The 25,108-nt window shown below is 66.7% G+C and carries 23 protein-coding genes; 10 read left to right on the forward strand and 13 right to left on the reverse strand.

All coding sequences use genetic code 11. From position 1 onward, the window contains the following. Positions 1-4: 4 nt before the first annotated feature. The 4 genes from ACUVYZ_RS07625 (at position 5) to ACUVYZ_RS07640 (ending at position 6,914) form a co-directional block, all read left to right on the forward strand. The gene (locus tag ACUVYZ_RS07625; protein ID WP_439933853.1) at positions 5-1,333 is read left to right on the forward strand and encodes a histidine kinase; all 1,329 of its coding nucleotides are present in this window, start codon (positions 5-7) and stop codon (positions 1,331-1,333) included. 1 nt (position 1,334) lies between these two features. Then, on the forward strand, positions 1,335-1,979 hold the full coding sequence (locus tag ACUVYZ_RS07630) for a response regulator (protein ID WP_439933854.1): 645 nt from the start codon (positions 1,335-1,337) through the stop codon (positions 1,977-1,979). Positions 1,980-2,123: 144 nt separating this feature from the next. After that, the gene (locus ACUVYZ_RS07635) at positions 2,124-4,391 is read left to right on the forward strand and encodes a TonB-dependent receptor (RefSeq protein ID WP_439933855.1); all 2,268 of its coding nucleotides are present in this window, start codon (positions 2,124-2,126) and stop codon (positions 4,389-4,391) included. Between the two features lie 246 nt (positions 4,392-4,637). Next, complete coding sequence (locus tag ACUVYZ_RS07640) at positions 4,638-6,914, forward strand: TonB-dependent receptor (RefSeq protein WP_439933856.1); 2,277 nt, start codon at positions 4,638-4,640, stop codon at positions 6,912-6,914. A gap of 60 nt (positions 6,915-6,974) precedes the next feature. Here ACUVYZ_RS07640 and pqqA (ACUVYZ_RS07645) read toward each other — a convergent pair whose 3' ends face one another. The 5 genes from pqqA (ACUVYZ_RS07645) to ACUVYZ_RS07665 are packed head-to-tail and all read right to left on the reverse strand — an operon-like array spanning position 6,975 to position 11,398. Further along, complete coding sequence (gene pqqA / locus ACUVYZ_RS07645; RefSeq protein ID WP_439933857.1) at positions 6,975-7,151, reverse strand: pyrroloquinoline quinone precursor peptide PqqA; 177 nt, start codon at positions 7,149-7,151, stop codon at positions 6,975-6,977. Positions 7,152-7,154: 3 nt separating this feature from the next. Next, on the reverse strand, positions 7,155-7,799 hold the full coding sequence (locus ACUVYZ_RS07650; protein WP_439933858.1) for a response regulator: 645 nt from the start codon (positions 7,797-7,799) through the stop codon (positions 7,155-7,157). A 10-nt stretch (positions 7,800-7,809) separates the two neighbouring features. Beyond that, the gene (locus tag ACUVYZ_RS07655) at positions 7,810-9,552 is read right to left on the reverse strand and encodes a PAS domain S-box protein (RefSeq protein WP_439933859.1); all 1,743 of its coding nucleotides are present in this window, start codon (positions 9,550-9,552) and stop codon (positions 7,810-7,812) included. Continuing rightward, a complete protein-coding gene (gene pip, locus ACUVYZ_RS07660) occupies positions 9,543-10,490 on the reverse strand; it encodes a prolyl aminopeptidase (protein ID WP_439933860.1) in 948 nt (315 codons plus the stop codon). The genes ACUVYZ_RS07655 and pip overlap by 10 nt, the downstream gene beginning before the upstream one ends. After that, a complete protein-coding gene (locus ACUVYZ_RS07665) occupies positions 10,487-11,398 on the reverse strand; it encodes an energy transducer TonB (RefSeq protein WP_439933861.1) in 912 nt (303 codons plus the stop codon). The genes pip and ACUVYZ_RS07665 overlap by 4 nt, the downstream gene beginning before the upstream one ends. 257 nt (positions 11,399-11,655) lie before the next feature. Here ACUVYZ_RS07665 and pqqA (ACUVYZ_RS07670) point away from each other — a divergent pair, with 257 nt between their 5' ends. From pqqA (ACUVYZ_RS07670) to ACUVYZ_RS07680, 3 genes are all read left to right on the forward strand, one after another. After that, a complete protein-coding gene (pqqA, locus tag ACUVYZ_RS07670; protein ID WP_333842941.1) occupies positions 11,656-11,730 on the forward strand; it encodes a pyrroloquinoline quinone precursor peptide PqqA in 75 nt (24 codons plus the stop codon). Between the two features lie 233 nt (positions 11,731-11,963). Next, the gene (locus ACUVYZ_RS07675; RefSeq protein WP_439933862.1) at positions 11,964-12,914 is read left to right on the forward strand and encodes a beta-propeller fold lactonase family protein; all 951 of its coding nucleotides are present in this window, start codon (positions 11,964-11,966) and stop codon (positions 12,912-12,914) included. Next, positions 12,893-13,477 (forward strand): cytochrome b, encoded by a 585-nt coding sequence (locus ACUVYZ_RS07680; RefSeq protein ID WP_439933863.1) that lies wholly within the window; start codon positions 12,893-12,895, stop codon positions 13,475-13,477. The genes ACUVYZ_RS07675 and ACUVYZ_RS07680 overlap by 22 nt, the downstream gene beginning before the upstream one ends. A 52-nt stretch (positions 13,478-13,529) precedes the next feature. Here ACUVYZ_RS07680 and ACUVYZ_RS07685 read toward each other — a convergent pair whose 3' ends face one another. From ACUVYZ_RS07685 to ACUVYZ_RS07705, 5 genes are all read right to left on the reverse strand, one after another. Beyond that, positions 13,530-14,642, reverse strand: coding sequence for a TRAP transporter substrate-binding protein (locus ACUVYZ_RS07685; protein WP_439933864.1), 1,113 nt, complete (start codon positions 14,640-14,642; stop codon positions 13,530-13,532). Positions 14,643-14,954: 312 nt separating this feature from the next. Next, complete coding sequence (locus tag ACUVYZ_RS07690; RefSeq protein ID WP_439933865.1) at positions 14,955-16,337, reverse strand: TRAP transporter large permease; 1,383 nt, start codon at positions 16,335-16,337, stop codon at positions 14,955-14,957. Positions 16,338-16,371: 34 nt separating this feature from the next. After that, positions 16,372-16,917 carry a TRAP transporter small permease subunit gene (locus ACUVYZ_RS07695; protein ID WP_439933866.1) on the reverse strand — a complete coding sequence of 182 codons (546 nt, stop codon included), beginning with the start codon at positions 16,915-16,917 and terminating at the stop codon, positions 16,372-16,374. Positions 16,918-17,210: 293 nt separating this feature from the next. Further along, positions 17,211-18,206, reverse strand: a complete 996-nt coding sequence (locus tag ACUVYZ_RS07700; RefSeq protein WP_439933867.1) for a LysR family transcriptional regulator — start codon at positions 18,204-18,206, stop codon at positions 17,211-17,213. A 17-nt stretch (positions 18,207-18,223) separates the two neighbouring features. Then, entirely contained in the window at positions 18,224-18,835 is a 612-nt protein-coding gene (locus ACUVYZ_RS07705; RefSeq protein WP_439933868.1) for a carboxymuconolactone decarboxylase family protein, read from the reverse strand. Between the two features lie 300 nt (positions 18,836-19,135). On the opposite strand from ACUVYZ_RS07705, the gene ACUVYZ_RS07710 reads away from it, so the two are divergent. The 3 genes from ACUVYZ_RS07710 to ACUVYZ_RS07720 all read left to right on the forward strand — a co-directional run bounded on the left by ACUVYZ_RS07710 (position 19,136) and on the right by ACUVYZ_RS07720 (position 22,609). After that, a complete protein-coding gene (locus ACUVYZ_RS07710) occupies positions 19,136-20,131 on the forward strand; it encodes a PDR/VanB family oxidoreductase (RefSeq protein WP_439933869.1) in 996 nt (331 codons plus the stop codon). Positions 20,132-20,222: 91 nt separating this feature from the next. Further along, entirely contained in the window at positions 20,223-21,341 is a 1,119-nt protein-coding gene (locus tag ACUVYZ_RS07715) for a Rieske 2Fe-2S domain-containing protein (protein ID WP_439933870.1), read from the forward strand. Between the two features lie 92 nt (positions 21,342-21,433). Continuing rightward, on the forward strand, positions 21,434-22,609 hold the full coding sequence (locus tag ACUVYZ_RS07720) for a CaiB/BaiF CoA transferase family protein (RefSeq protein ID WP_439933958.1): 1,176 nt from the start codon (positions 21,434-21,436) through the stop codon (positions 22,607-22,609). Here the strand turns inward: ACUVYZ_RS07720 and ACUVYZ_RS07725 are convergent. From ACUVYZ_RS07725 to ACUVYZ_RS07735, 3 genes are all read right to left on the reverse strand, one after another. Continuing rightward, positions 22,596-23,174 (reverse strand): hemerythrin domain-containing protein, encoded by a 579-nt coding sequence (locus ACUVYZ_RS07725; RefSeq protein WP_439933871.1) that lies wholly within the window; start codon positions 23,172-23,174, stop codon positions 22,596-22,598. The genes ACUVYZ_RS07720 and ACUVYZ_RS07725 overlap by 14 nt on opposite strands. Positions 23,175-23,358: 184 nt before the next feature. Then, the gene (locus ACUVYZ_RS07730) at positions 23,359-24,540 is read right to left on the reverse strand and encodes a CaiB/BaiF CoA transferase family protein (RefSeq protein WP_439933872.1); all 1,182 of its coding nucleotides are present in this window, start codon (positions 24,538-24,540) and stop codon (positions 23,359-23,361) included. 38 nt (positions 24,541-24,578) lie between these two features. Further along, a complete protein-coding gene (locus tag ACUVYZ_RS07735; protein WP_439933873.1) occupies positions 24,579-24,968 on the reverse strand; it encodes a SirB2 family protein in 390 nt (129 codons plus the stop codon). Between the last annotated feature and the right edge of the window lie 140 nt (positions 24,969-25,108).

The following is a 25,108-nucleotide window of genomic DNA, read 5'->3' on the forward strand; positions in this document are numbered from 1 at the left end:
AGCCATGAGCCTGAAGCTGCGCCTGAACCTGCTCCTGAGCGCCCTCCTGGGGGCGGTCCTCCTCGCCAGCGCCTTTTTCGCCATGCAACGGGCCCGGGAGGACGTGCGGGCGGAAATCCAGTCCACCATGGACCTTTCCCAGCACATCCTGTGCGCCGGCGGGATCGGCGCCGGACCCGCCCTGGATCCGGAAGCCCTGGCGCGGGTGCGCCACTTTCGGATGGAACTCTACGACGCCGCCGGACGCCCAGTATACACGAGCCGGGACCGCCCGGACCCCGACCGGGGTGGAGCGCCCGAGTGGTTCGCCGCCGCCTTAACCCGCATGGCGCCCGCGTGGGAAGCGGTGCGCTGCCCCTGGCGGGCGGGCGAGCAGGCGATGGGCGAGCTGGTGATCCGCCCCGATCCGTCTTCCGAAATCCAGGAGGTATGGGAAGAAAGCGCGGGGCTCGCCCAGCTCGCGGCTCTCATCTTTCTGGGGGTGAACCTGGCCGTCTATGGCATCGTGGGGCGGGCCTTGCGCCCCGTGGACCGCATCCTGGAGGCGCTGACCGGGCTGGAGCAAGGTCGTCTCGAGACCCGGCTGCCCCAGTTCCCCCTGCCGGAGCTCGCCCGCATCGCCCGGGCTTTCAACCGCATGGCCGAGGCGCTGGAGCAGTCCATGACCCGCAATCGCCAGTTGAGCCGCCGGCTGCTGGAAGTGCAGGAGGACGAGCGCAAGCGCCTTGCCCGGGAACTGCACGACGAGCTGGGCCAGTACTTGAGCGCCATTCACGCTGAGGCGGCGGCGATCCTGAGCCAGGCGGAGCAGGTGCCGGCGTCCGCCCGGGCCAGCGCCCAGGCGATCGTGGAGGCGTGCCGGGCCATGATGGGCATCGTGCGCGGCATGTTGGCCCGGCTGCGCCCGGGAGCCCTGGACGAGCTGGGGCTCGAAGAGGCGCTGCGGGAACTGGTGGCCGGCTGGCGCCGGCGCCATTCCACCGTCGCCTGCACCCTGGAGTTCTCGGGGGACGTGGAGGACTTGGACGAAGGGGCGAAGGTGTGCCTCTACCGCCTGGTGCAGGAGGGGCTGACCAACGTGGCGAAGCACGCGGACGCCCGCCGGGTGGAGGTGCGGCTCGCGCGGACCGGAGGCAGCGGGCCGGAGGATCGGGTGAGCGTGGAGGTGCAGGACGACGGCCGGGGCCTCGCCCCGGACGCCTTCCAAGCTGGCCACGGGCTCCTGGGCATGCGGGAGCGGGTCGAATCCCTGGGAGGGCGGTTCACGGTGGAGAGCCTCCCGGAGGGAGGCGTGCGAGTGGCGGCTGAGTTGCCCGCGGGCGGGAGGGCTTGAGATGGACGCCGTGCCCGTGAGGGTGCTGCTGGCCGACGACCACGCGGTGGTCCGGGCCGGCTTCCGCCGGCTGCTGGAACAGCGACCGGAGATCCGGGTGCTGGCCGAGGCGGCAAGCGGCGAAGAGGCCTACCGGCTCTACGGGGAAATCCAGCCGGACGTGGTGGTGATGGACCTCTCCATGCCCGGCATGGGCGGCCTGGAGACGATCCGGCGCATCGTGTCCCGCGACGCCGCTGCCCGGGTCCTGGTCTTCAGCATCCACGAGAGCGAAGCCTTCGCCCTGCAGGCGTTGAAAAGCGGCGCCTTGGGCTACCTCACCAAGGCGGCGGCGCCCGAGGTGATCGTGAGCGCCGTGCACGCCGTGGCCCAGGGGCGCCGGTACCTCGGTCCCGACGTGGCCCAGCGGATCGCCTTGTACGCCGCGACGGGGGCGAATGACCCCCTGGCGTGCCTGAGCGCCCGGGAGTTCGAGATCTTCCAGCGGGTGGTGGAAGGGCATGGGCCCGAAGCCATCGCCCGGGACCTGCACCTCTCCGCCAAAACCGTCGCCAACTACACCACCCAGATCAAGCAGAAGCTGGGGGTCACGAGCCCCGTGGAGCTGGTGCGGCTCGCCCTCAAGCATCACTTGATCTCCGGTTGAGCCGCACCGGCGCTCCTCTGCCCCCGTCGGGAAAATTTCCCGGTGGGTTTTAAGCAATATCCGCACGCGGGCCAGTTCCCCGGGTTGCTAAGCTCCAGGCCGCAGGCTCGACGAAGCCGGCGATTTCGGTCACCAGGGGGGAGCATGACAAAGAAGAACGCGCTCGCGGGCTGGCTCGCGGGAACGATCGGGGCGCTGGGGGTGGCGGGCGTCGTCCACGCCGAGGAGCGGGCGACCCGGCTGGAGGCGCCCACGGTGGAAGTGATCGGCACCACGCCCTTGCCCGACCTGGGCGTGCCCCTGGAGCAGGTTCCCGCCAACGTCCAGGCGGCGACCGACCGGGAGATCCAGACCCAGAACCCCCTGGACCTTTCCGAGTTCATGGTGCGCAACTTGGGCAGCGTCCACGTCAACCAGGCCCAGAACAATCCCTTCCAGCCCGACGTGACCTACCGGGGCTTCACCGCCTCCCCCTTGCTCGGCAACCCCATCGGGCTTTCGGTGTTCGTGGACGGGGTGCGGGTGAACGAGGCCTTCGGCGACACGGTGAACTGGGACCTGATCCCCCTGTCGGCCATTTCCACCATCAACTTAATCCCGGGCTCCAACCCGGTGTTCGGCCTGAACACCCTGGGCGGGGCGCTCGCCATCCGCACCAAGTCGGGCTTCGACTACCCGGGTACCACGGGCCAGGCCTACGCCGGCTCCTTCGGGCGCAAGGCCTTCGACGTCGCCCACGGGGGGCATCGGGACCGGGTGGACTGGTTCGTCACGGCCAACCTCTTCGAGGAGGATGGCTGGCGGGATTTCTCCCCTTCCGAGGTCAAACAGTTCTTCGCCAAAGCGGGCTGGGAGGACGCCACGAGCGACCTGGATTTTTCCTACACCTTCGCGAAAAACGAGCTGGTGGGAAATGGCCTCGTCCCGGAAAGCTTCCTGGCCCAGCGCCGGGAGGCCATCTTCACCCATCCCGACGAGACCCGGCCGGAACTGCATTTTTTCAATCTCAAGGGCAGCCGCTGGTTCGGCGACAAGACGCTCCTCTCCGGCAACGCCTACTACCGCAAGCTGGACCTCGGCACGTTCAACGGAGACGCGGAATTCGACGACGGGGGCACTCCCTTGGACCCCACGGACGACGGTTATGAAGCGGAAAACCGCGCTACCCGCACCGCGAGCCGCGTCCTGGGCGCCACGGTGCAGTTGAGCCTCCTGGGGGAGCTTGCCGGGCGTGCCAACCAGCTCACCCTGGGCGCCAGCGTGGACCGGGGCCGCACCCGCTTCCGCCAGCTCGAGCAGGAGGCGGACTTTACCCCGGACCGGGGCACCGTGGCCACCGGCCCCTTCGAGCTGGATACCGCGGTGACCGGCCGCAACACCGCCTATGGCCTCTACTTCACCGACACCTTGTCCCTCACCGGGAAGCTGGCCTTGACCCTCTCGGGCCGCTACAACCGGGCAACAGTGCGGCTACGGGACGACACGGGGCTCGCGCCGGAACTGGAAGGCCGCCACACGTTCAACCGCTTCAACCCGGCGCTGGGGCTCACCTTCAACCCCCGGCAGGGACTCACCCTGTACGGGAGCTACCACGAGGGCTTCCGGGTGCCCACGCCCGTGGAGCTCACCTGTGCCGACGAGAACGATCCCTGCGCCCTGCCGGTGGGCTTCGTCGCCGACCCGCCCTTGGAGCCGGTGGTGGCGAAGACTTGGGAGGTGGGGGCCCGGGGCCGCTTCGGGGGGAGCCTCAAGTGGAGCGCGACGGCCTACCGTACCGAGCTCAAGGACGACATCCTGTTCGTCTCCACTGGCGTGGGCCTGGGCTTCTTCACCAACGTGGACAAGACCCGCCGGCAGGGTATCGAGCTGGGGCTCGCCGGCCAGGCAGGACCCTTCGAGTGGTTCGCCAACTACGGCTTCGTGGACGCCACGTTCCGGTCTGCGGCCAGCCTGTTCAACCCGGTGGCGAATCCCCTGGACCCGGCCCAGCCGGCCACCATCGACGTGTCGGAAGGAAACCGGCTGCCCGGCATTCCCCGCCACACCCTGAAGCTGGGCGGCGTCTACCGGGTGAGCGAGCGCTTCACCGTGGGCGCCCAGGCTCTCTACGCCTCCAGCCAGTTCCTGCGGGGGGACGAGAACAACCAGCGCGGCGAGCTTTCGGGCTACACGGTGGTGAACCTGAACCTGGACTACCGCCTCTCCCGCCACTGGGTGTTCTTCGCCAAGGTGGACAACCTGTTCGACGCCCGTTACGAGACCTTGGGGGCGTTCAACCGCAACGCCTTCGATCCGGCCACCGGCCAACCCTTGGATCAACTGGGGCCCGTGGAGCGCTTCGTCGCGCCGGGCGCCCCCCGGGCTGGCTGGGTAGGGGTGAAGTACCAGTTCGACGTCCCGCCCAGGCACTAAGGAACCCTAGGCCGCAGCGCTCACCGGTTTGTCGTAGGCCTATCCTCCCCTGGGGCGCTCGCCACCACGAGCGCCCGCTTTTTTTGGGGCTCCCGCTACACCCTGTTTCAGGATTGGGACACTGGATCGGTCCAGGGAAACCCCGCGGCAGGGCGCTTCGGGTTTCCCCATGGGGAAGGGGCGTGGCATGATTCCTGCCTCCGGCAGGAAAAACGTTCCAAGAAATCCTCGGGGAGGAGAAATCGGGTGTCCGCGTTTATCCCTCGTCCGCCGAAGGCATGGCGGATCGCCGCCTTGCTGCCCTGGTTCGCCGCAGCCGCCTGGGCCGAGAATCCGGCTGCCACCCTGGAAGCGCCCACGGTGGAAGTGGTGGGTACGACACCCCTGCCCAGCGTGGGGGCTCCCCTGGAACAGGTGCCGGCGGCGGTCCAGGCCGCCACTGGGGAGCAAATCCGGCGGCAGCAGGCCCTGGACCTTTCCGACTTCATGGAGAGGAACCTGGCCGGCGTCACGGTGAACGCCGCCCAGGCGAACCCCTTCCAGCCGGACTTGAGCTTCCGGGGCTTTTCCGCCTCGCCGCTTCTGGGCACGCCCCAGGGCCTCTCGGTGTTCGTGGACGGGGTGAGGGTGAACGAGGCCTTCGGCGACACGGTGAACTGGGATCTGATTCCCCGCTCGGCCATCTCCAGCATCAACCTGATTCCCGGCTCCAACCCCCTGTTCGGCCTGAACACCCTGGGTGGCGCCCTGGCGGTGCACACCAAGTCCGGCTTCCAGTACCCGGGCTTCGCCGCCCAGGCCCTGGCGGGCTCCTGGGACCGGCGAGCAGTGGAGTTCGAATACGGAGGCTTCCGGGACCGGGTGGATTGGTTCGTCACCGGCAATCTCTTCGATGAGGACGGCTGGCGGGAGCACTCCCCCTCGAAGGTGCGGCAGCTCTTCGGCAAGCTCGGCTTCGAGGACGACGTCATGGACCTGGACGCGAGCTTCACCCACGCCGACAACACCCTGGAGGGGGTTCAGGCGCTGCCCTTGTCGATGCTGGGCCGGCCGGAGCAGGCCTACACCTGGCCCGACCGCACCCGCAACCGGCTCAATTTTTTTAGTCTCAAGGGCAGCCGGGTGTTCGGCGAAGACAAGATCCTCGCCGCCAACGTCTATTACCGCAGGCTCTACAGCGACAACTTCAGCAGCAACGTCAACGATGAGTTCGACCCCGTGACCAGCCCCAACCCGGCGTTCAACGACCTGAGCGTCACCGATCAACGGGGCTATGGCGGCTCGGTGCAGTGGACCCTGCTCGGCCGTCTCCTCGAGCGGGCGAACCAGTTCACCCTCGGCGCGAGCCTGGACCGGGGGGAGACCGACTTCAGCCAGTTCGAGCAGGAGGCGGCGTTCACCCCCGACCGGGGCACGGTGGCCACCGGGGATTTCGAGCTGGAAACCGACGTGAACGCGGTGAACCGCTACGCGGGGCTCTACTTCACCGATACCTTGTCCCTGACCGAACGCCTGCACCTCACCGTCTCGGGGCGCTACAACCGGGCCCGGCTCAGGATCCGGGACAAGACGGGACTGGAGCCCGCCTTGAACGGGGACCACACCTTTTCCCGCTTCAATCCGGCGGCGGGGGTGGCCTACAACCTGGTCCCGAGCCACACCCTGTTCCTCGCCTACAACGAAGGCATGCGGGCTCCCACCCCGGTGGAGCTCACCTGCGCCGACCCTCTGGCCCCGTGCCGGCTGCCCAACGCTTTCCTGGCCGATCCGCCCTTGAAGGAGGTGGTTTCCCGGACCTGGGAGACAGGCCTGCGGGGCCGCGTCGCCGGCCGCCTGGGCTACAGCTTGAGCCTCTACCGGACCCACCTCCAGGACGACATCCAGTTCGTGAGCAGCGGCGGGGCCATCAACGCCGGGTTCTTCCAGAACGTGGGGACCACCCGCCGCCAGGGGCTGGAGCTTACCCTGCAGGCGGATTGGGGCCGGTTGCGGCTTCTGGGGAGCTACAGCTTCATCGACGCCACTTTCCGCACCCCCTTCCTGCTGAACAGCCCCAACAATTCCTCGGCCCAGCCCATCCAGGGGCCGAACGACATCCAGGTGCGGCCCGGCGACCGCATCCCGGGCATTCCCCGCCACGTCCTCAAGCTGCGGGCCGAGTATTCGGTGAGCGAAGCGTTGTCCCTGGGCGCGAGCCTCCAGGCGGCGAGCAGCCAGTTCGCCCGGGGGGACGAGAACAACCAGGACGTCCACGGCCCGGTGCCGGGCTACGCGGTCCTCAACCTGGATGCTCGTTATCGCCTGTTCCGCCGCTGGGAGCTCTTTTTCAAGCTGAACAATCTGCTGAACGAGCGCTACGAGAACTTCGGCGTGCTGGGGGAGAACTTTTTCCGCGGCCCCGGCAACACCTTCGATCCGGGGAGCGCCGCCCCCGAGCAGTTCCGCTCCCCCGGCGCCCCCCGGGCGGCCTGGGTCGGGCTGCGTTACGCCCTGGGAGGCGGGGCGGGGGGAGGGGACGACTGAACCGGGAACGAAAAGGGGCTGCCTCGCGGCAGCCCCCGAAAGACGAGAGAGCGGAGAAAATCAGCGGTTGGCGATGTACAGGGTGACTTCGAAGCCGAACCGCATTTCGGTGAATTGGGGCTTGGTCCACATGGCGAATCCTCCTTGTCCTGCGCCAGAAATTTCAGCTTCCAATATAAGATCGAGACTCCAGATCTTGTATTGGGAAAAGCCTGGATCGGGCCTAAGGATTTTCATGAGCTAAGGCTCCAGCAACCCCGCCCGCAGGGCGATCAGGGTGAGTTCCGCGGCGTTGGAGGCGTTCAGCTTCTGCTTGATGTTGTACAGGTGGGTGCCCACCGTGCGGGGGCTCAGGTACAGCATTTCGGCGATCTCGGCCACGGTCTTGCCCTGGGCGAGGAGCAGGAACAGCTCGAATTCCCGCGGGCTCAAGACTTCCACCGGGTTGCGGGTTCCGGTCACCTGCTGGATCGCCAGTTGCTGGGCCAGGGCCGGCTCCAGATAGACCTTGCCGGCGGCCACCTGCCGCACCGCCTGGATCAGCTCCTCGGGCGCGCTGCGCTTGGAGAGATAGCCCAGGGCCCCCGCTTCCAGGACCCGCTTCGGGTGCAGGGTGTCGTCGTGGGCCGAGAGCACCAGGATGCGGGCGTCCTTGTCCTTGGCGAGCAGGCGCCTCACCGCCTCCATCCCCCCCATGCCCGGCATGGAAAGGTCCATCACCACCACGTCCGGCCGGGCCTCCGGATAGCGCTTGAGCGCCTGCTCGCCGGTGTCGGCTTCCGCCACCACCCGGATGTCGGGCGTGCTCTCCAGCAGCAGGCGGAAACCCATGCGGACCACCGCGTGGTCGTCCACCAGCATGACCTTGAGCGGGGAAGCGATCATAAAAAACAGTTTAACCCGCCGCCACCGCCGCCTGGACGGGCAGTGGAATCACCGCCCGCACCCGCACGCCTGCGCCGGGATGGCCCTCCACCGAGAAGCGGCCTTTGAGGGCCTGCACCCGCTCCCGCATGCCCAGGAGCCCGTAGCCGACCCGGACGGAGGCGCCGCCATTGCCCATGCCCCGGCCGTCGTCCTGGACCGTGACCTGCACCGCTTCCTCCCCGCTTTCCGGGTCGATCCCGCGCACCACCTGCACCTCGGCGCGGGAAGCGCCCGCGTGCTTGACCACGTTGGTCAGGCACTCCTGGACGATGCGGTAGACCGTGATGTTGACCTCCTCCCCCAGGTCCTCCAGCTTGCCTTCGAGCTTGAGGGAGAAATACACCTCGGGGTGGGCGGCTCGCCAGGTCTCCATCGAATCCTGGAGCGCCTCGGGCAGCCCCAGGTGGTCCAGAGCCGAAGGCCTGAGGTTGCGGATCATGCGATGCACCAGGTCGTAGAGGTGCCCGGCGATGGAGACGATGGTCTTCGCCTGCTCGTGGGCCTGGAGGTCGCTCTGGGCGGTGCGCTGGGCGATGGTCATGCCGATGGTCTTGATCGCGGTGGCGCACTGGCCCAGCTCGTCGTGCAATTCCCGGGCGAGGCTGCGGCGCTCCTCTTCCACGTGGCGCTGGATGAGCTGGGTGAGCCGGCGATTTTGTTCCAGCTCCCGGGCGATCGCCTCGGCCCGCTTTTTCTCGGTGATGTCCCGCAGGCTCACGATCTCGCCGAGCACCTGGCCGTTAGCGGGGTCCGTGAGGGGCGCGGCGGAGAGGGTCAAATCCAGCACCCGAGCGTCCCGGGTGAGCCACCGGGTCTCCGCGTTGTCGATGCGCCCGCCCCGCAGCAGCGCGGCCAGCGCCTCGGCTGCCTCGCCCTCGCCGGGCATGAGGACGCGGGCGGGCCGCCCCAGGATCTCCCCGGCGGCGTAGCCGAAGAGCCGCTCGGCGGCGGGATTCCAGAAGGTGATCTTTCCCTGGGGGTCCAGGATCATGGTGGCGTCCCCTGACTGCTGCACGGCAAGCGCCAGGCGCTGGTTCTCCGCCATGCTGCTCTCCAGAGCCTGGGCCATGCGGTTGAAGGTGTGGCTGATGGCGGACATCTCGGGCAGGGCGAAATCGGGGAGCCGCGCGTCCAGACGGCCCTGTTCCATCCGCGAAAGGCCCTCCAGGATGGTCTTCACGGGCTTCAACGCCCGCTCCACCAGCCAGAACACCAGCACGTTCACCAGCACGAAGAAGGCGGCGGCGATCCAGGCCAGGCTTTTCAGGTCGTCCCAGGCGTCCAGGGTGGCGCGGGAAGGATCCGGGATCACCTCCAGGAAGCCCCCCTGGAAACGCAGGAAAACCAGGGACTCCTTCGGGCTCACCAGGCGGCTGAACCACTGGGGCGCGTAGCGTCCCGCCTTGTAGGTGGAAGGAGGCGAGACATAGACCAGGTCGCCCAGGCTGTTGTAGCAGCGGATCTCGTTGGAACGCACCCGGCCCAGGGAGTTGAGGAAGTTGAGCATCACCTGGAGCTGGGACTCGGAGTGGGGCACGAACCGGCTGGTGTAGATGACGGTGGTGAGCAGTTGCACGGTGACCCGGGTGGCGGCCCGAACCTCCTCGCCGATGGACTTGCGCATGTTGTCCAGCATCATGGCGCCGCTCGCCACCAGGAACAGCACCATGAGGGTCGTGCACAGCAGGTTGATGCGGGTTCTCAAGCGCATGAGGCAGACTCAAGCCGCGCCTTGAACGCTTCCCCTGCCGCGAGCATGGCCTGGCCTATGGCGGGAGAGCCGGCGGAGTGCCCTCCGCCTTCCACCAGGATGAGCCGGGCCTCGGGCCACGCTGCCTTGAGCCGGAAGGCCGCGACGGGCGGACAGATCAGGTCCAGCCGGCCCTGCACCAGGGTGCAGGGGATGTGACGGATGTTCGGGACCCCGCGGAGCAGCCCGCCCGGGTCCAGAAAACAACCATGGACCAGGTAGTGGGTCTGGATCCTGGCCTTGGCGAGGAGTTTCTCAGGAGGAGGGGGCTCGCTGGAGACCGGGTCCACGAGGCCCATGGCTCGCTGCTCGTAAGCCTCCCAAGCCCGCGCTGCCGCGAGGGCCAGGTTCCGGTTCGTTCCGTGCAGGGCCCGATGGTAGCGCTCCAGGAGGCTTTCTTCCCCGGGCACGGCGCGGGAGAAGGCCTCCCATGCGTCGGGCAGGAAACGGGCGAGCCCCTGGAGGTACCAGTGGACTTCTTCTTCGGTGCCCAGGAAGACGCCCCGCAGCAAGAGCCCCGCGCAGGCGGAAGGATGAGCCCGGGCATAGGCTAGGGCGAGGGTCGCCCCCCAGGAGCCGCCGCACACCAGCCAGCGTTCCACGCCCAGGTGGGCCCGCAACGCTTCCATGTCCTCCAGGAGAAAAGGGAGCGAGTTCTCCTGGACAGCGCCAAGAGGGGTGCTCTGGCCGCAGCCCCGCTGGTCGAAGAGCACCACCCGGTAGAAGGCGGGATCGAAGAAGCCCCGGCTCGTGGGGTTCGAGCCGCTTCCCGGGCCGCCGTGCAGCACGATGACCAGGCGGCCCCTGGGGTTGCCGCTTTCCTCGTAATAGAGGCGATGGAGGCCCCGGGGGAGCCAGCCTCGGGCGTGGGGTTCGGCATAGGGGTAAAGCCCCGTCATCCCCGTTCCTCCAGGCGGAAGTGGATGGGGACGGTGACCTCGTACCACCCACGCAGGCTCGAAGGCGGGGGCTGGCGGGAGAGGGCCTTGCGCACCATGTCCAGGGCCTGGCGGTCCAGCACCTCGTGGCCGCTGGATTCCGCCACCTTCACTTCCTGGACTTGGCCGTTGGGGCCGATGCGCACCAGGATCTGGGCGGTTCCCTGCCAGCCCCGGACCCGGGCGATGCGCGGGTACTGCCTGTGCTCCGCCGCCGCGGCGCTCAGGCTGCGCTCGTACCCCTGAAGGGTTTCCCTGTCCCGCAGCAAGGCGGCCTGGGATTCCGCCGGCGGCAGGGGAGCGGGGCTCAAGACCGGTGCCGGGGCCGCTGGCTCGGCCGCGGGGGGCAGGGCCGCCACGGGACCCGGCGACTCGGCCGGCGGGGCGGGGGGTTCCACGGGAGAGGCCTGCACGGGTTCTTCCGCCAGCGGGCTCGCAGGCTTGGCCTGGGCGACGGGCTTCTGCGGCGTGGGCTTCCTCCGCTCCACCGGCCGGGCCTGAGGAACGGAGTCCGGTTTGGGTTTCTCGGCCGCCAGCGGTCGGGGCGGCGGGGGCGACGCCTCCTCGATCTGCACCGGCGCGACGGAGACCAGTTGAACTTCCAGCACCTCCACCGGCTTGGGCGGGGTCGGGGAGGGGGCGGGCACCAGGTAAACGGTCAGGCCATGGGCCGCCAGCGACAGCATCAGCGCCAAGAGGAGTCGCCGGTTCGAGTTCGAATCGGACGGACCGGAGAGATCCTCGGGCAGCAAGACGTCCTCGGGGCGTTGTTCGGCTGCGTCTCGCCCGGCCATTTCACGAAGTCGCCCCTGGAACGAGGCCACGCTGTGCAGTGTCATCGGGTTGGGGGTCAGCCCGGCCAGTCTCACGAAGGCGTCCTCCAAAAGAGGCCGCCCTGGGCAATCGTGAAATAATCCAAGCTAGCCTAGTGCAACGCCTGACCCCGGTAAATAAAGCGGTGAAAGATCATGAAAATCATGAGCCCCGGGTCACGATTTCCCGACTGCCGCAGGCCCGAGGCTGCGCCGAAGATTAAGTCCGGGAAGCCTTGGGGGCAAGTCCCGGGGCGTTCCTCCCGGACGCCGTCCGGGTTGTTTCCATTCCAACATTGAAGGAGGTTTCCACGATGGCTTGGACCAAACCCCAGTTCAGCGACATGCGCTTCGGCTTCGAAGTCACGATGTACATCGCCAATCGCTGAAGCGTTTCCCGCTCTCCGCGGGCGGGCATGACGTCCATAGCCCGCGCGCAGGGAACGTGCATGCCGTAACATTCGATCGGGCGGCAGGGGGACCCGGCCGCCCGATCGCGTCGGAACTCGTTCGAAAGACGGCGTCCTAAGGCAGAAGAAAAGCCTTTGCCAGGAGCCCTTCGCTCCATTCCACCCGGGCGGACCGCGGGCTGGAAATAATCTACGTAAAGAAAGGAGAAAGGATGAAGCGTCGTTTCCCTATCGGCCGGTTCCCTTTGCTGCTGTTTCTCCTACCGCTCTGGAGCTGGGCCGTGCCGCTCGCCTACGTGCCGAACGAAGAGAGCGGCACCATTTCGGTGATCGACACGGTAGAGGACAAGGTGATCGCCGAGATCCGGGCCGGGAAGAAGCCGCGGGGCCTGGCGATCAGCAAGGACGGCAAATACCTTTACGTGAGCGATCAGCCCAACAACGCGCTGGTCATCGTGGACCTGGAGAAGCGCGCCGCCGTGGGCCAGGTCGCCCTGGGCGAGTCGCCGGAGGGGGTGAGTGTCTCGCCCGACGGCCAGTGGGTGGTGGCGGCGGTGGAGTTGTCGAACAGCGTCGCCTTCGTCGATACCGCCACCAACCAGAAGCGCTTCAGCGTCAAGGTCCAGGGCAAAAACCCGGAGCACGCGGTGTTCAGCCCGGACGGGAAGTGGTTGTACGTGAGCGCCGAGGAAGCCGAGCAGGTGGACGTGATCGACGTGGCGAAACGCGAGCAGGTGACCGCCATCCCGGTGGGGCGCCGGCCGCGGGGCATCGGCTTTCTCCCCAACGGCGGCCGGGCCTACGTGGCCTGCGAGCTGGCGAACGAGGTTTACGCCATCGACGTGGCGAGCCACAAGGTGCTGGCCGTGATCAAGGCGGGCAACTACTCCAATGGCGTCGCCGTGCGCCCGGACGGGAAGAAGGTGTACGTGTCCAATGGCAGGGACGCCACCTTATCGGTGATCGACACCGCCGAAAACCGCATCGTCGCCACGGTGCCGGTGGGCAAGCGCCCCTGGAACATGGCCATTACGCCCGACGGAAGCAAGCTCTACGTGGCCAACGGGCGCTCCAACTCGGTGTCGGTGATCGACACGGGTACTGACAAGGTTTTGCGGGAGATCCCGGTGGGAGAGCGGCCATGGGGCGTGGTAATCAGATAGCGGCGGGCGCGCCGCGGGCATCCCCCGGAGTCCTCGAGCGCGGCGGCGAGCGCTATCACTGGATCGCGATCCTGCTGCACTGGGGGATCGCCGCCCTGATCTTCGGCCAGTTCGCCCTCGGGTGGTACATGGTGGACCTGCCCAAGGGCTCGCCGGAGCGCTCCTGGTTCTTCGCGCTCCACAAATCCATGGGCTTGACCATCGCCATGCTCATCGCGGTGCGCATCGCCTGGCGCCTGACCCACCCGGCCCCGGCCCTGCCGGCGTTCCTGCCGGCGTGGAAGGCCCGCGCGGCGGCCATCAATCACCGCCTGCTCTACCTGTGCATGGTGCTGATGCCCCTCTCCGGCTATCTCTCTTCCTCCTTCACCAAGTACCCGATGAAGTTCTTCGGGCTGCCGTTCCCCAAGCTGGGCTGGGAGCACGAGCTGGTGAACCAGGTGTTCACCACCCTCCACGTGACCACGTCCTACGCGTTCATCGTCCTGATCGTGCTGCACGTGGCCGCGGCGACCCAGCACCTCCTGCGCCGGGACGGGGTGTTCAACCGGATGCTGCCGTGAGAGCGGTATTCCCCCCGGCGCAGCCGGGGGGAATCGACCCGAATATGCCGCCTCACGCCTTCGGGAATTTGTACGGCAGCGAGCGGGCCCGGAGGAACTCTCCCTCGGTGTTCTTGCTGTAAGGCATCTGGAGCTGCCGGGCCTTCATCAGGCTGGCGTACACCTCACGGCTGTTCTTGTCCTTGGCGATGATGTCCCCGATCACCTCGCCCACCGCGTTGCCGATGGCCACCAGGGACTCGTCGTCGATTACCTTCACCTGGACGCCGTGCTTGGTCACGTACTCTTCGAGCTGAGGGCCGCTGTACCAGACGAACTCGCTCAGCATGCGCACGTTGGTGGCGTAGGCGCACTGCTCCACCAGCAGCTTGTTCTCGGCGGAGAGGGCGTCCCAGGCCTTGCTGTTGACGAACAGCTCCAGGGACGTGCCGGACTCGTGCCACCCGGGGGTGTAGTAGTACTTGGCGTAGCGGTAGAAGGCGAGGGAGGCCTCGCCATAGGGGTTGTTCCATTCGACCCAATCGACCGCCCCCGAAGCCAGCGCCGCCGTCACCTCGCTGCCCAGCACGTTGACCACGGTGGCGCCGAGGCGCTGCATGGCTTCGGCGGCGATGCCGGGCATGCGCATTTTCAGGCCCTTGAAGTCGGCTAGCGACTTGATCTCCTTGCGCGACCAGCCGGGGGCCTGCACGCCGGTGTTGCCGCACAGCACGAACTTACAGCCGAGCTGCTCCCGGTAGACCTTGTCCGCGAGCTCCTTGCCGCCGCCGAAGTAGTACCAGGCATTGTATTCCTGGGCCGTGAGGCCGAAGGGGAAGTTGCTCAGAAACTGGGCGGCCAGTGCCTTGCCTTTCCAGTAGTAAGGACAGCCGTGGCCGGCTTCCACCGTGCCCCTGCCCACCGCGTCGATCGCCTCCAGCGCCGGCACGATTTCGCCGGCCGGATAGAGCTCGATGGTGAACTTTCCGCCGGAGGTCTTGGTGACCATGTCGGCGAAGTACTGAGCGCCGGTTCCCAGGCCGGGAAGGTTGCGCGGCCAGGTGGTCACCATGGTCCACTTGATCCGGTTCTGGGAGATGGCGGGCGCCGAGAAACCCGCGGTGGCCGCCGCCGCGCTCGCCACGGCCACGCTTTTCAAAAACTTCCGGCGTTTGACGTCCTTCATGTTTCCACTCCTCCTGCAAGGTTGGCCTCTTCGCCCTTGCGCCCGACGCAAGGGGCCCTCCGTCTCTCAGCGCTCCGGGTTGTTTGCATGGACTTATTGCGGCCGCTTCGCGAGATCATCGGCCGCGGGGAGAGCCGCCGAATCGAGATCGAATCCTAGTATCGGCGAGAGGAAATATCACCTCAAACGATATTTTCCGATGGGCTCGAATTGAAAAACACGATCATTTTTCGGCGTCCGCCGGACAAAGACCCGGGGCTCCGGCGGAATCGCCCGTGCCGGTGGTATGGGCGGGAAATCCCGGCCAGGAGATCAATCGAAGATCACGCCGGGCAGCCAGGTGGCGAGGGCGGGGAACCAGGCGAGTATTCCCAGCCCCACGAGCTGCAGGACGACGAAGGGAACGACCCCGCGATAGATGTCTACGGTGCGCACCTGGGCGGGGGCCACTCCGCGCAGGTAGAACAGCGCCCAGCCGAAGGGGGGCGTGAGGAAGCTCGTTTGCAGATTCATCGCGAACATCACCCCTAGCCAGATCGGGCTCACGTCCATCATGAGAAGCGCCGGGGCGACGATGGGAACGACGATGAAGACGATCTCGATGAAGTCGATGATGAACCCGAGGAGGAACACCACGATCATGATGAGCAGCATGGCGGTGAAGAAGCCGCCCGGCAGGTTGGTGAAGAATTCGGTCACCATGTGGTCGCCGCCGAGCCCCCGGAAGGTGAGGGAAAACACCGAGGCGCCGAGGAGGATTCCGAACACCATGCAGGTGATGCGGGTGGTGACCCGGACCACTTCCCGCAGGACGGACAGGGACAACTGGCGCTGGAGCAAGGCGAGCAGGGTGGCGCCGACGGCGCCGAAGGACGCCGCTTCGCTGGGCGTCGCCAGTCCCCCGAGGATCGAGCCGAGGACCGCGACCACCAGGAAGGCCGGCGGGATGAGCGCGGTGGCCACCTTGTAGGCCAGCGCCCGCCGCGTGACCGTCTCGTCGTAGAGGGGCGGGCACTTTTGCGGCCGAAGAAAGGCGACGACGGTCAGGTAAGCCAGATAAAGGGCCACGAGCACCAGCCCGGGGATGAAGGCCCCGGCGAAAAGGTCGATCACCGAAAACGGCTTGACCGCCACGATGCCCCGGGCGAGCTGGGACTCCGAGTAGGTGCCGGCCAGCACGTCGCCGAGCAGCACCAGGGCGATGGACGGCGGGATGATCTGCCCCAGGGTGCCGGAGGCGCAGATGGTCCCGCAGGCGAGCCGATGGTCGTAGCCGGCCCGCAGCATGGTGGGCAAGCTGAGCAGGCCCATGGCGATCACCGTGGCGCCGACGATTCCGGTCGAGGCGGCGAGCACCGCGCCGACCAGGGTCACGGAGATTCCCAGCCCGCCGCGCAGCCGCCCGAAGAGCTGGCCCAGGGTGACCAGCAGGTCCTCGGCTATCTTGGACCGCTCCAGCATGACGCCCATGAAGACGAAGAGAGGCACCGCGACCAGGGTTTCGTTGGTCATGACGCCGAAATAACGCGAGGAGAGCGCCGAAAAGAGGCGCCAGTTGAAGACCTCGAACCCGATGCCCAGTGCAGCGAACAGGACGCCGACGCCGGCCAGGGTGAAGGCGACGGGATAGCCGAGGAGCAGCACGCCGCAAATAGACACCAGCAGAAGAATGGCCAGGATCTCTCCGCCGCCCATCGGCAAACCTCGTCAGTGAGTCGGGTTAAAGAGGCTAGACGATCTTGTTTTCATCGAACTGCTTCCCGTACTCATGGGCGCCTTTGAGCACCATGATGCTGCGGATGACGACCGCGATCCCCTGGATCAGCAGAACGACGACAAAGACGAGCAAGAAACTTTTGAGCAGGTAGAGGGCCGGCAGGCCGCCCGCCTCGCGGGAGGTTTCCAGCCGCTCCCAGGAGACGGCGACGTACGGGTAACAGGCCCACCATACGGCTCCGAGAAAGGGAAACAGGAAGAACAAGGTTCCCAAGAGATCGACCCAGGCCTTGTAGCGCAGGTTGGCCGAGCGATAGAAGATGTCCACCCGCACGTGGCTGTCGTAGAGCAGGGTGTAGCCCATCCCTACCATGAAGACGATGGCGTTGAGCCAGACGTAGGACTCCTGCAGCCATATCCAGCCGAGGCTGAAGACGTAGCGAAGAATCGCCACCGTGAAGCAGACGCCCACGACCCCCAGCATGAGCCAGGAAATGCTGCGCCCCAGGAAATCGTTGAAGCCCTCTATCCACGAGAGGACCCGTCTGATCTTCACCACCTTGATGGCTCCTCCAAAGGCTGTGACGTGAAAGTCCGCGCTGTTCGAGCGTCGCTCGCCTCTTCGTCAGGGGCGCAGGCTGCGAGCTCCTGGCTGCTCGTGCACCAGAGCAGGCACGACAGGCGGTATTGCCGCAGGATGGAAGCCCATGCCCCCGGTTTTTATCGGCTGCGGGATTGCTGCGAAATCATCCTGCAAAGAAGGATGATTATCAACACAAGTGCTTTTTTCGGATAAGTTTCTATCGCATTTTTTGATAGAAGCCGTGCCCTCCGACGCAAAGCGGGGAATTTTTATGCGGCTCGACTGCCGAGGGACGGGGTCTTCTTGAGGCGTTTCTTGCTCAGGGATGAAGGGGGCGACGGGACCCGGGCCGGAGTGGTGTTGCGGCCGGATTCCCGGCCTGCCCGGTCGAAATCGCTGACCCGTGCGGCAAGTTCCGTGACGAGCTGCGCCAGAGGCTGGAACTCGTCCATGGGATACATGGCGAAAAACTCCACTGGCGGCATGCCGCCCGTGGTGTGAACGATTCGCAGCGACCCCGCTTCGATCTCGCGGCGGTAGCAGCGCGGCGGCAAGAGGCTCACGCCGATGCCCGCCGTCACGAGGGTGGCGGCCACCGTCATGGAGTTGCACACGATGATCCTCCGGCAACGCACCTTGTTTTCCTTCATCCAGGACTGGATCCGGGCGTGGTGGTAGGACTGCCGGTTCAGGGTGATGAAGGGCCAGGGCTGCAGCTCCCTCGGGGCGACGGTGTCGTCGGGAATTCCCAGTCCCGGGCTCGCCATCCATTCCAGTTGTACGGAGCCGAGCGACTCGGTGACGTAATGGGTGCCGGGCGGGCGTCCCAGGGCGAATACCACGTCGAGGGAGCCGTTGCGCAGCTTTTCCGTCAGCTCGAAGGACAGGGCGACCTCCAGCTCCAGCATGACGTTGGGGTAGGTCTCCTGGAGGGTGCGGATGAAGCGGGGAAGCCAGGTGGAGGCGATGATCTCCACCACGCCGACCCGGATCAGGCCGCTCATCGCCTCGGGTGGGGTGATGCGCCGCTGCATTTCGGCCGTCAGCTCGATGAGCTGTTCCACGTAGGGCACCAGCTCCTTGCCCTTCGGCGTCAGGCGCGCGGTGCGGTGGGACCGGTCGAACAGCTTCACCCCCAGGGATTGCTCCAGCTCCTGGATGCGCATGGAAACGGTGGATTGGGTGGCGAAGACGCGCTCGGCGGCGGCGCTGAAGCTGCCGAGCCGTTCGATCCAGTAGAAGGTTTCAAGCTGTTTGATATTCATCCGTCGACCTCATGAGCTCAGTCGGAACCCGGCGGGCTCGAGGGCGGCGGATCCCGCTCCTCCATGGCGCCGCGCAGTCCCCGGGACAGGGCATCGGCCAGGGCCTCCTCCTCGATCTCGATTTGCAGGGCGTTGTTGAACTGGTTGAACAAGTTGCAGATCGAGATCCTGAGGGTCAGCTCGACGATCTGCCGCTCGGTAAAGGCCCGCCTCAATCTCGCGAAGACGTCGTCCCGGATACCCCAGGCCCGTTCGACGACCAGCCTGGCGTAGTCCCGCACCAGGACGTCGATCTCGTCGAAACCCGGGGGAGAAGGCTCCAGGATCCGTTCCACCGCTTCGGGGCGGATGCCCAGATCCACCAGGACGGACCCGTGGTGGGCGATGCAATAGGGGCAGCGATTGATGCGGCTCACCGTGACCACCGCGATCTCCACGAGCCGACGCGGCAGGCTGCCGCTCCCGCGCCATTCCACCAGCAGCCCGCAGAGGTGACGCAGGGCCGGCGGGGAATGGGCGATGATTCTGACCTGGTTGCCGAAGCTTCCGTATTCGGCCGTGAACAACCGGTAAAGGGGTTTAAGGTCGTCGGGCACCTCTTCGATCGGGACGTCTCGAACGCGGGCCATGGGTCTTCTCCCGGTCCATCCAGCGGTTTGAAGATGTCCTGCCCTCCGAGGGGCCGGGCACACCGGCTCGTTTCCAGGGGAGACGGCGGGCGGAGCCGTCAGGCAGGGCCTGAGTTCAAGATTAATGAATGGAAAATATCAAGAAATATCGCTTTTATCAATAATCGACCCTCACTTATAGTTCGTGCATCCGCCTTCTGCCAAGAAGGCGGCTCCGTGTCGGATTTTCGATTCCCTTACGAGGAAGGACGGATGGGGCAGGTAGCGGCGGCTTTTCGCTCTCTCGGCGAGGTAGAGGGTATGACACAAGCCCGTGAAGATGCCGGGACGAGGAACGCCACCGCCCAACGCCAGGTGCAGGTGCGGGCCATCATGCTGGAGGCGGAGGGCATCGCGAGTTTCGAGCTGAGGGATCCCCAGGGTGAGACGTTGCCGGCCTTCACCGCCGGCGCCCACATTGACGTCCATGTCAAACCGGGGTGCGTGCGCCAATACTCCCTGTGCAACGATCCCAAGGAGCGGCACCGCTACGTCATCGCCGTGCAGCGGGAAAACGACGGGCGCGGCGGTTCACGGGCCCTGCACGAGGACGTCCGAATCGGGGACCTCCTGACGATTGCTGGACCGCGCAACCATTTTCCCCTGACCGAAGGGGCCCGGCGCCATTTGCTCATCGCCGGCGGCATCGGCGTCACCCCGATGATGGCCATGATCGCGGAGCTCGAGGCCCGGGGCGAGGATTACCGCCTTTATTATTGCACGCGCTCTCGAGAAAAGACGGCGTTCCTCGACCGCCTCGGGCCGCTGGTCGCGGCCGGCAAGGTGAAGGTCCACCATGACGGCGGAGACCCCGCCCGCGGGCTCGACCTGGGCACGTTGCTGCGCGAATGCGAGCCCGGCACCCACCTGTATTACTGCGGCCCCCCGGGTTTCATGGAAGCGGTCAAAACGGCTTCCGCTCACTGGCCGCGGGAGGCCCTGCACTTCGAGTACTTTTCGCCTCCCGCGGACGCTTCGGCCCCGGGATCCGAGAACCGCCCGTTCCGGATCAGGCTGCTTCGCAGCGGCCGGGAGCTGGAGGTGCCCGCCGACAAGACCATTGTCGGCGTTCTGCGGGAGAACGACGTCTTCATCGAAACTTCCTGCGAAAACGGGGTTTGCGGAACCTGCCTGACGCGCTACGTCGACGGGGAGCCGGATCATCGCGACTTCGTCCTGGACGAGGCCGATCGCAAGGAGTTCGTGCTCGTGTGCTGCTCCCGATCTAAGACCCCCGTGCTGGTGCTGGATCTGTAGCGCCGGCGTGGCACGGGGGAGGGCGCCCGGCGGCCGTTGATGTACCCGGTTGAAATCGGAGTGGCTGACTTCGCAAGAGGAGTTGAAACTCATGGAATCGTATCAGTACGTCAAGGATTGTTGGTACGTCGCCGGGCTGTCCCACGAATTCAAGCCGGAGACGCTGACGGGGCACAAGATCGCGGGCCAGCCGCTGGTCATCTGGCGGACCAGGACGGGCAAAGTGGTCGCTTTCGACAATCGTTGCTGCCACAAGCGATTTCCCCTGTCCGAGGGGCGCCTGCTGGAAAACGGTCTGCTCGAATGCGCCTATCACGGGCTCTGCTATGACGAACAGGGCAGGTGCGTGAAGATCCCGTCCCATCCCGACGGGCATATACCGCCCCAGGCCAGGCTCCGTCCCTTTCCGGTGATCGAGCAGGATGGCCTGGTGTGGGTCTGGACCGGCAACCCGGAACGCGCCGCCCTGTTCCAGCCGCCGCGCACCCCGGAAGTCGCCGACCCGGCCTGGGAATCGATCGATTCCGGACCGATGCACGTTCCGGCGAACTACTTGTTGCTGATCGAGAACCTGCTCGACATCACCCATTTCTATCCGCTGCACGACGGCAACATCGGCGACTACGCCAACAGTCTCTTGCCGATCGAGTTGGTGGAGGGGGAGATCGGAGGCTACCGTTTCGTGAAGACGATCCGCCGTGCCAGCAACTACGTCCAGCCGCCCTATTTCGTCGACTGGTTCCATTACGAGGTGGTCGACCGGGAGCACACCCACTGCATGCTGAGCCCGGGCCTGACGCGGGTGGAGTTGCGGGTGGCGCCTCCGGGAAAGCTGGGCACCGGCATGGACCGGGGATACGTGCTGTTGCACACCCATACGCCAGTGGACGACCGCAATCACGTGTGGCGCTGGTGCGTGAATTGCCGCGCCGACCATATGTCCCGCGGCGATCCCGCCAGGTCGGCGGCCCGGCGCATCGCCGAGATGTTCCCGGACGTGGTCGCCCAGGATCGCTGGGCCCTCGAGAAGCAGCAGCAGATGTTCGACTATCCCGACGACGGATATTCGGAGCTGTTCCTGAAGTCCGACAAGGCGCTGCGTCGGGCCCGCCAGGTGCTGGCCCAGATGCAACACGAGGAGATCCTGGCGGTGAAAGGCAAGGCAGCGGCCTCTTCGATGGGCGCGCCGGCGCTGACGAAGCGAGGATAGAATGTGATCGCCCGAGCGGGTCCGCTCCCGAGGAGGCGGAGGGCGGGCGGCGGGGCACGCCTTGACGAAAAAGCGTGGGAGGGCTCGTGTCGATTCACAAACCGTTGGCGGGGTTGAAAGTCCTGGAGTTCGGTCAGATCGCAGCCGGCCCCTTCGCTGGGTCCCTGCTCGCCGACCTAGGCGCCGACGTGGTGAAGGTGGAGCGTCCCGACGGCGGCGACGGCATGCGGGCGTGGCCGCCCCTGTCCGCCGGGGCGGAAGGGATCGCGTTCAGCGAGAATTTCGCCTCCTTGAACCGCAACAAACGCAGCCTCGCCGCCGACCTGAAAAGCGAAACGGACGTCGCCCGCCTGCGCCGGCTGGCGGCCCGAGCGGACGTGGTGATCGAGAATTTCCGCCCAGGCGTGCTGGTCCGTCTTGGCCTCGGTTACGAAACGCTCAAGGCGGACAACCCAGGCCTGGTCTATTGCTCCATCTCGGGCTACGGCCAGAGGGGGCCCTACGCGGAAAAGGGCGCCTTCGACGTCACCATCCAGGCGGTGAGCGGAGTGATGAGCGTGACCGGGGAGGAAGGAGGGCCGCCGGTCAAGTGCGGGGTACCCATCGGCGATTTCTGCGCCGGGCTCTACGCCGCCTATACCATCCTGGCCGCCCTGGTGCGCCGCAGGGAAACGGGCAGAGGCGCCTTCATCGACTGCTCCATGGTGGGAAGCCTAATCGGTGTGGCTGCCCTGCAGACTAGCGAATACTTCGGCACCGGCAAACCCCCCCGCCGCCTGGGCTCGGCCCACCCCCGCAATGCACCCTACCAGGCGTTCCGCGCCAAGGACGACTACTTCGTCATCGCCGCCGGCAACGACAAGCTGTGGTGGGAGGTATGCGAGGCGGTCGGCAAGCCCGATCTCGCCCACGATCCCCGCTTCAAGAGCCAGGAGCTGCGGGCGCGGAACCAGGCGGCGCTGGTCTCGATCCTGCAGCCCCTGTTCGCCTGCCGCACGGCGGCCGAATGGCTCGAGGAGATGGACCGGCGCGGCGTGCCCTGCGCCCCCATCAACGACTACGCCCAGATCCTGTCCGATCCCCATATCGAAGCCATGGACCTGGTGCAGCCGCTTACTTTGCCGAACGGGGTCCGCACCCGGACGACGGCCTACCCCGTCTTTCTTTCCGACTACGCTTTCGAGATCTCCCGGCCGCCGCCGTTGCTAGGCGAACACAGCGACGAGGTCTGCCGCGACTGGCTCGAAGAGGTCGTTAAGCGGGTTTGACGTCTTTGCCGCGCTTCGGCGGTGGGGGTGTCAGGGCGGCGATCTGCCCCAGAAGCTCGCGCAGCGGCCGGGTTCGCGATTCCGACGTGGCGCCTGTCGCTTCCGTCGCCGCCTTCACTCGGGCCCAGGCGGCGTCGTCGAAAGTCCTTTCCGCCGCCGGGAAGAGCGTGTTCTCCTCCTCGCTCATGTGCCGGCGCAGGTCGTCGATCAGCGCGCGGGCCATGGAGGCGGCCAGTTCGCGCGGAAGCTGAGGATGCTGCCCGCTCCAGAACAGGACCGTGCGCAGACGCTCGGCGCGCGCCTCCAGGTCCGAGTGCTCGGCTGCGATCGCCTCCGCCGACGGGGTGACGGGCGCATTGGCCTGCCCCAGCGCCTTGTAAACAGCTGCCTCCACCGGGCGATGGACCGTCTTCGGGAATTCGGCGACGTAGCGAAGGGCCGCGTCGGCCAGGTAGGGATCGAATCTGCCCCCCCGGCCGAAGTCCTCGACCGCGTTCTCGAGCACCTGCAGGATCGTGCGCATGTGCGCGTGCTGTTTTCTGAGCGTGTCCAGAATTTCGGCCATCCCAGCCTCCATCGGGAAAACGGTTTCCTTATACCGCTCAGCGCCGGCGGAGGATTTGATCTAGCTCAACCTTTCTTGCCGGCCGGGGCGGGCGCTCGCGCCCCATGGATCCCCACCCCATCCGGGGCGAAGGCCTGATGTCCTCCGGCGGCGTCTACAGGGCGGCGCTCATGGGCCAAGCGGGCTAGATGACGCCGGCATCGCGCAACCCCTCGATCTCCGTCCCGGTGAAGCCGGCCTCAGCCAGGACCTCCTCGCTGTGCTCGCCGGGTTGCGGTGCCGGTCGTTCGACCGAAAACGCGAAATCGGTGAGGTGCAAAGGGCAGGCGAACTGGACCGGCCGCCCGCCGACGTCGCGTACGATCATGCCGCGGGCATTGAAGTGGGGATCGGCGAGGGCTTCCTCCAGGGTGAGCACGGGGGACACGCAGCAGTCGGCGTGGCGGAAGCGCTCGACCCAGTGGGCGAGGGGCCGGGAGGCGAAGATTGCAGTCAGCTCGGCCTTGACCCGGGCGCGTTCCTCAGGATCATCCGGCATCTGCTTGGGCTTCAAGTCGGGGCGCGCCAGCGCTTCGCACAGCCGGTCCCAGAACTTGCGCTCCAGCGCCCCCACCGCCACGTAGCGCCCGTCGGCGGTCGGGTACACGTTGTAGCAGGGCAGCGCGCCGCTGATCGTGTCCTCGCCCCGGGGCACGGTGCGGCCCCGGCTGAGCAAGGCGAGCATGGGAAAGACGGCGTGGGCCAGCACCGCGTCGGTCATGGAGGCGTCCACCAGCCGGCCGCGGCCGCTCGTGCGCGCGTCCAAGAGCGCCGCCAGGATCCCGGTGGCCCCCATGAGGGCGCCGCCGAGCATGTCGGCGATCTGCAGGTTGGGGATCACCGGAGCGCCTCCCGCGGGGCCGATCTGGTCCAGCACCCCGGCATAGCCCAGGTAGTTGACGTCGTGGCCGGCCAGGTCCCGGTACGGTCCGTCCTGGCCGAAGCCGGTGATGGCGCAATAGACGAGCTTCGGGTTCGCCGCCGCGAGCTGCGGGTAGCCTACCCCGAGGCGCTCCATGACCCCCGGACGGAAGCTTTCCACCACCACGTCGGCCCCTCGCGCCAGGCGCAGGAAGGCCTCGCGCCCGCGGGGATGCTTCAGGTCGAGCCGCAGGGCTCGCTTGTTGCGGTTGAGCAGCGTGAAGAAGGAGGAGGTTTCGCCCGGCGCGGCGTTGAAGCTACGCGCATAGTCGCCCTGCTGCGGGTCCTCCACCTTGACCACGTCGGCTCCTAGGTCGGCCAGATAGAGGGTGCACAGGGGCCCAGGCAAAAGGCGGGTCAAGTCCAGCACCCGCACGCCGGCGAGGGGTTTGGGGCGGGAAGTCACTGGGTCGATTCTTCGCGCCTTAACATTTTGGTTCAGAACTACAGCCACGCCGCGGCCGGATTGGTGCTCTTGGTGATCGCCACCGCCACGATGTAGAGGAACACGACCTGGGCCGCGATCCAAGCGATCACCCGGTCGCGCTTGGTCTCGCCGTGCTTCAGTCCGTACATCCCGAGCAGGATATAGAGAATCAGTGCCACCACTTTGGCGGTCACCCAGCCGGCGACGAACGGGTACTGGGCGATCATGATGGAGAGGGTGACGCCGGCGGCGAGGAGCACGGTGTCATTCACGTGGGGGACGATCCTGACCCATCGCCGGTTAAGCATCGGCGAGTCGACGATCATCCACAGCCCCCTTACGAAGAACAGCCCGTAGCTCGCCACCACGCAGGCCACGTGCAGATGTTTAATCCAGGTGTAGGCCATCGCTGGTTCGGATCACGGAACAGGAAGGCGGGATGCCGGGTTCGATTTCGATATGGTTTGAGCGGCACTCCCGCGGAGCATCCGGCGAAGCATTATCGTCGGCCAGCGCCGCCCCTGGCAACCGGGCGAACCTCCCGCCT

It is taken from the genome of Pelomicrobium sp. P1 (assembly GCF_052805615.1).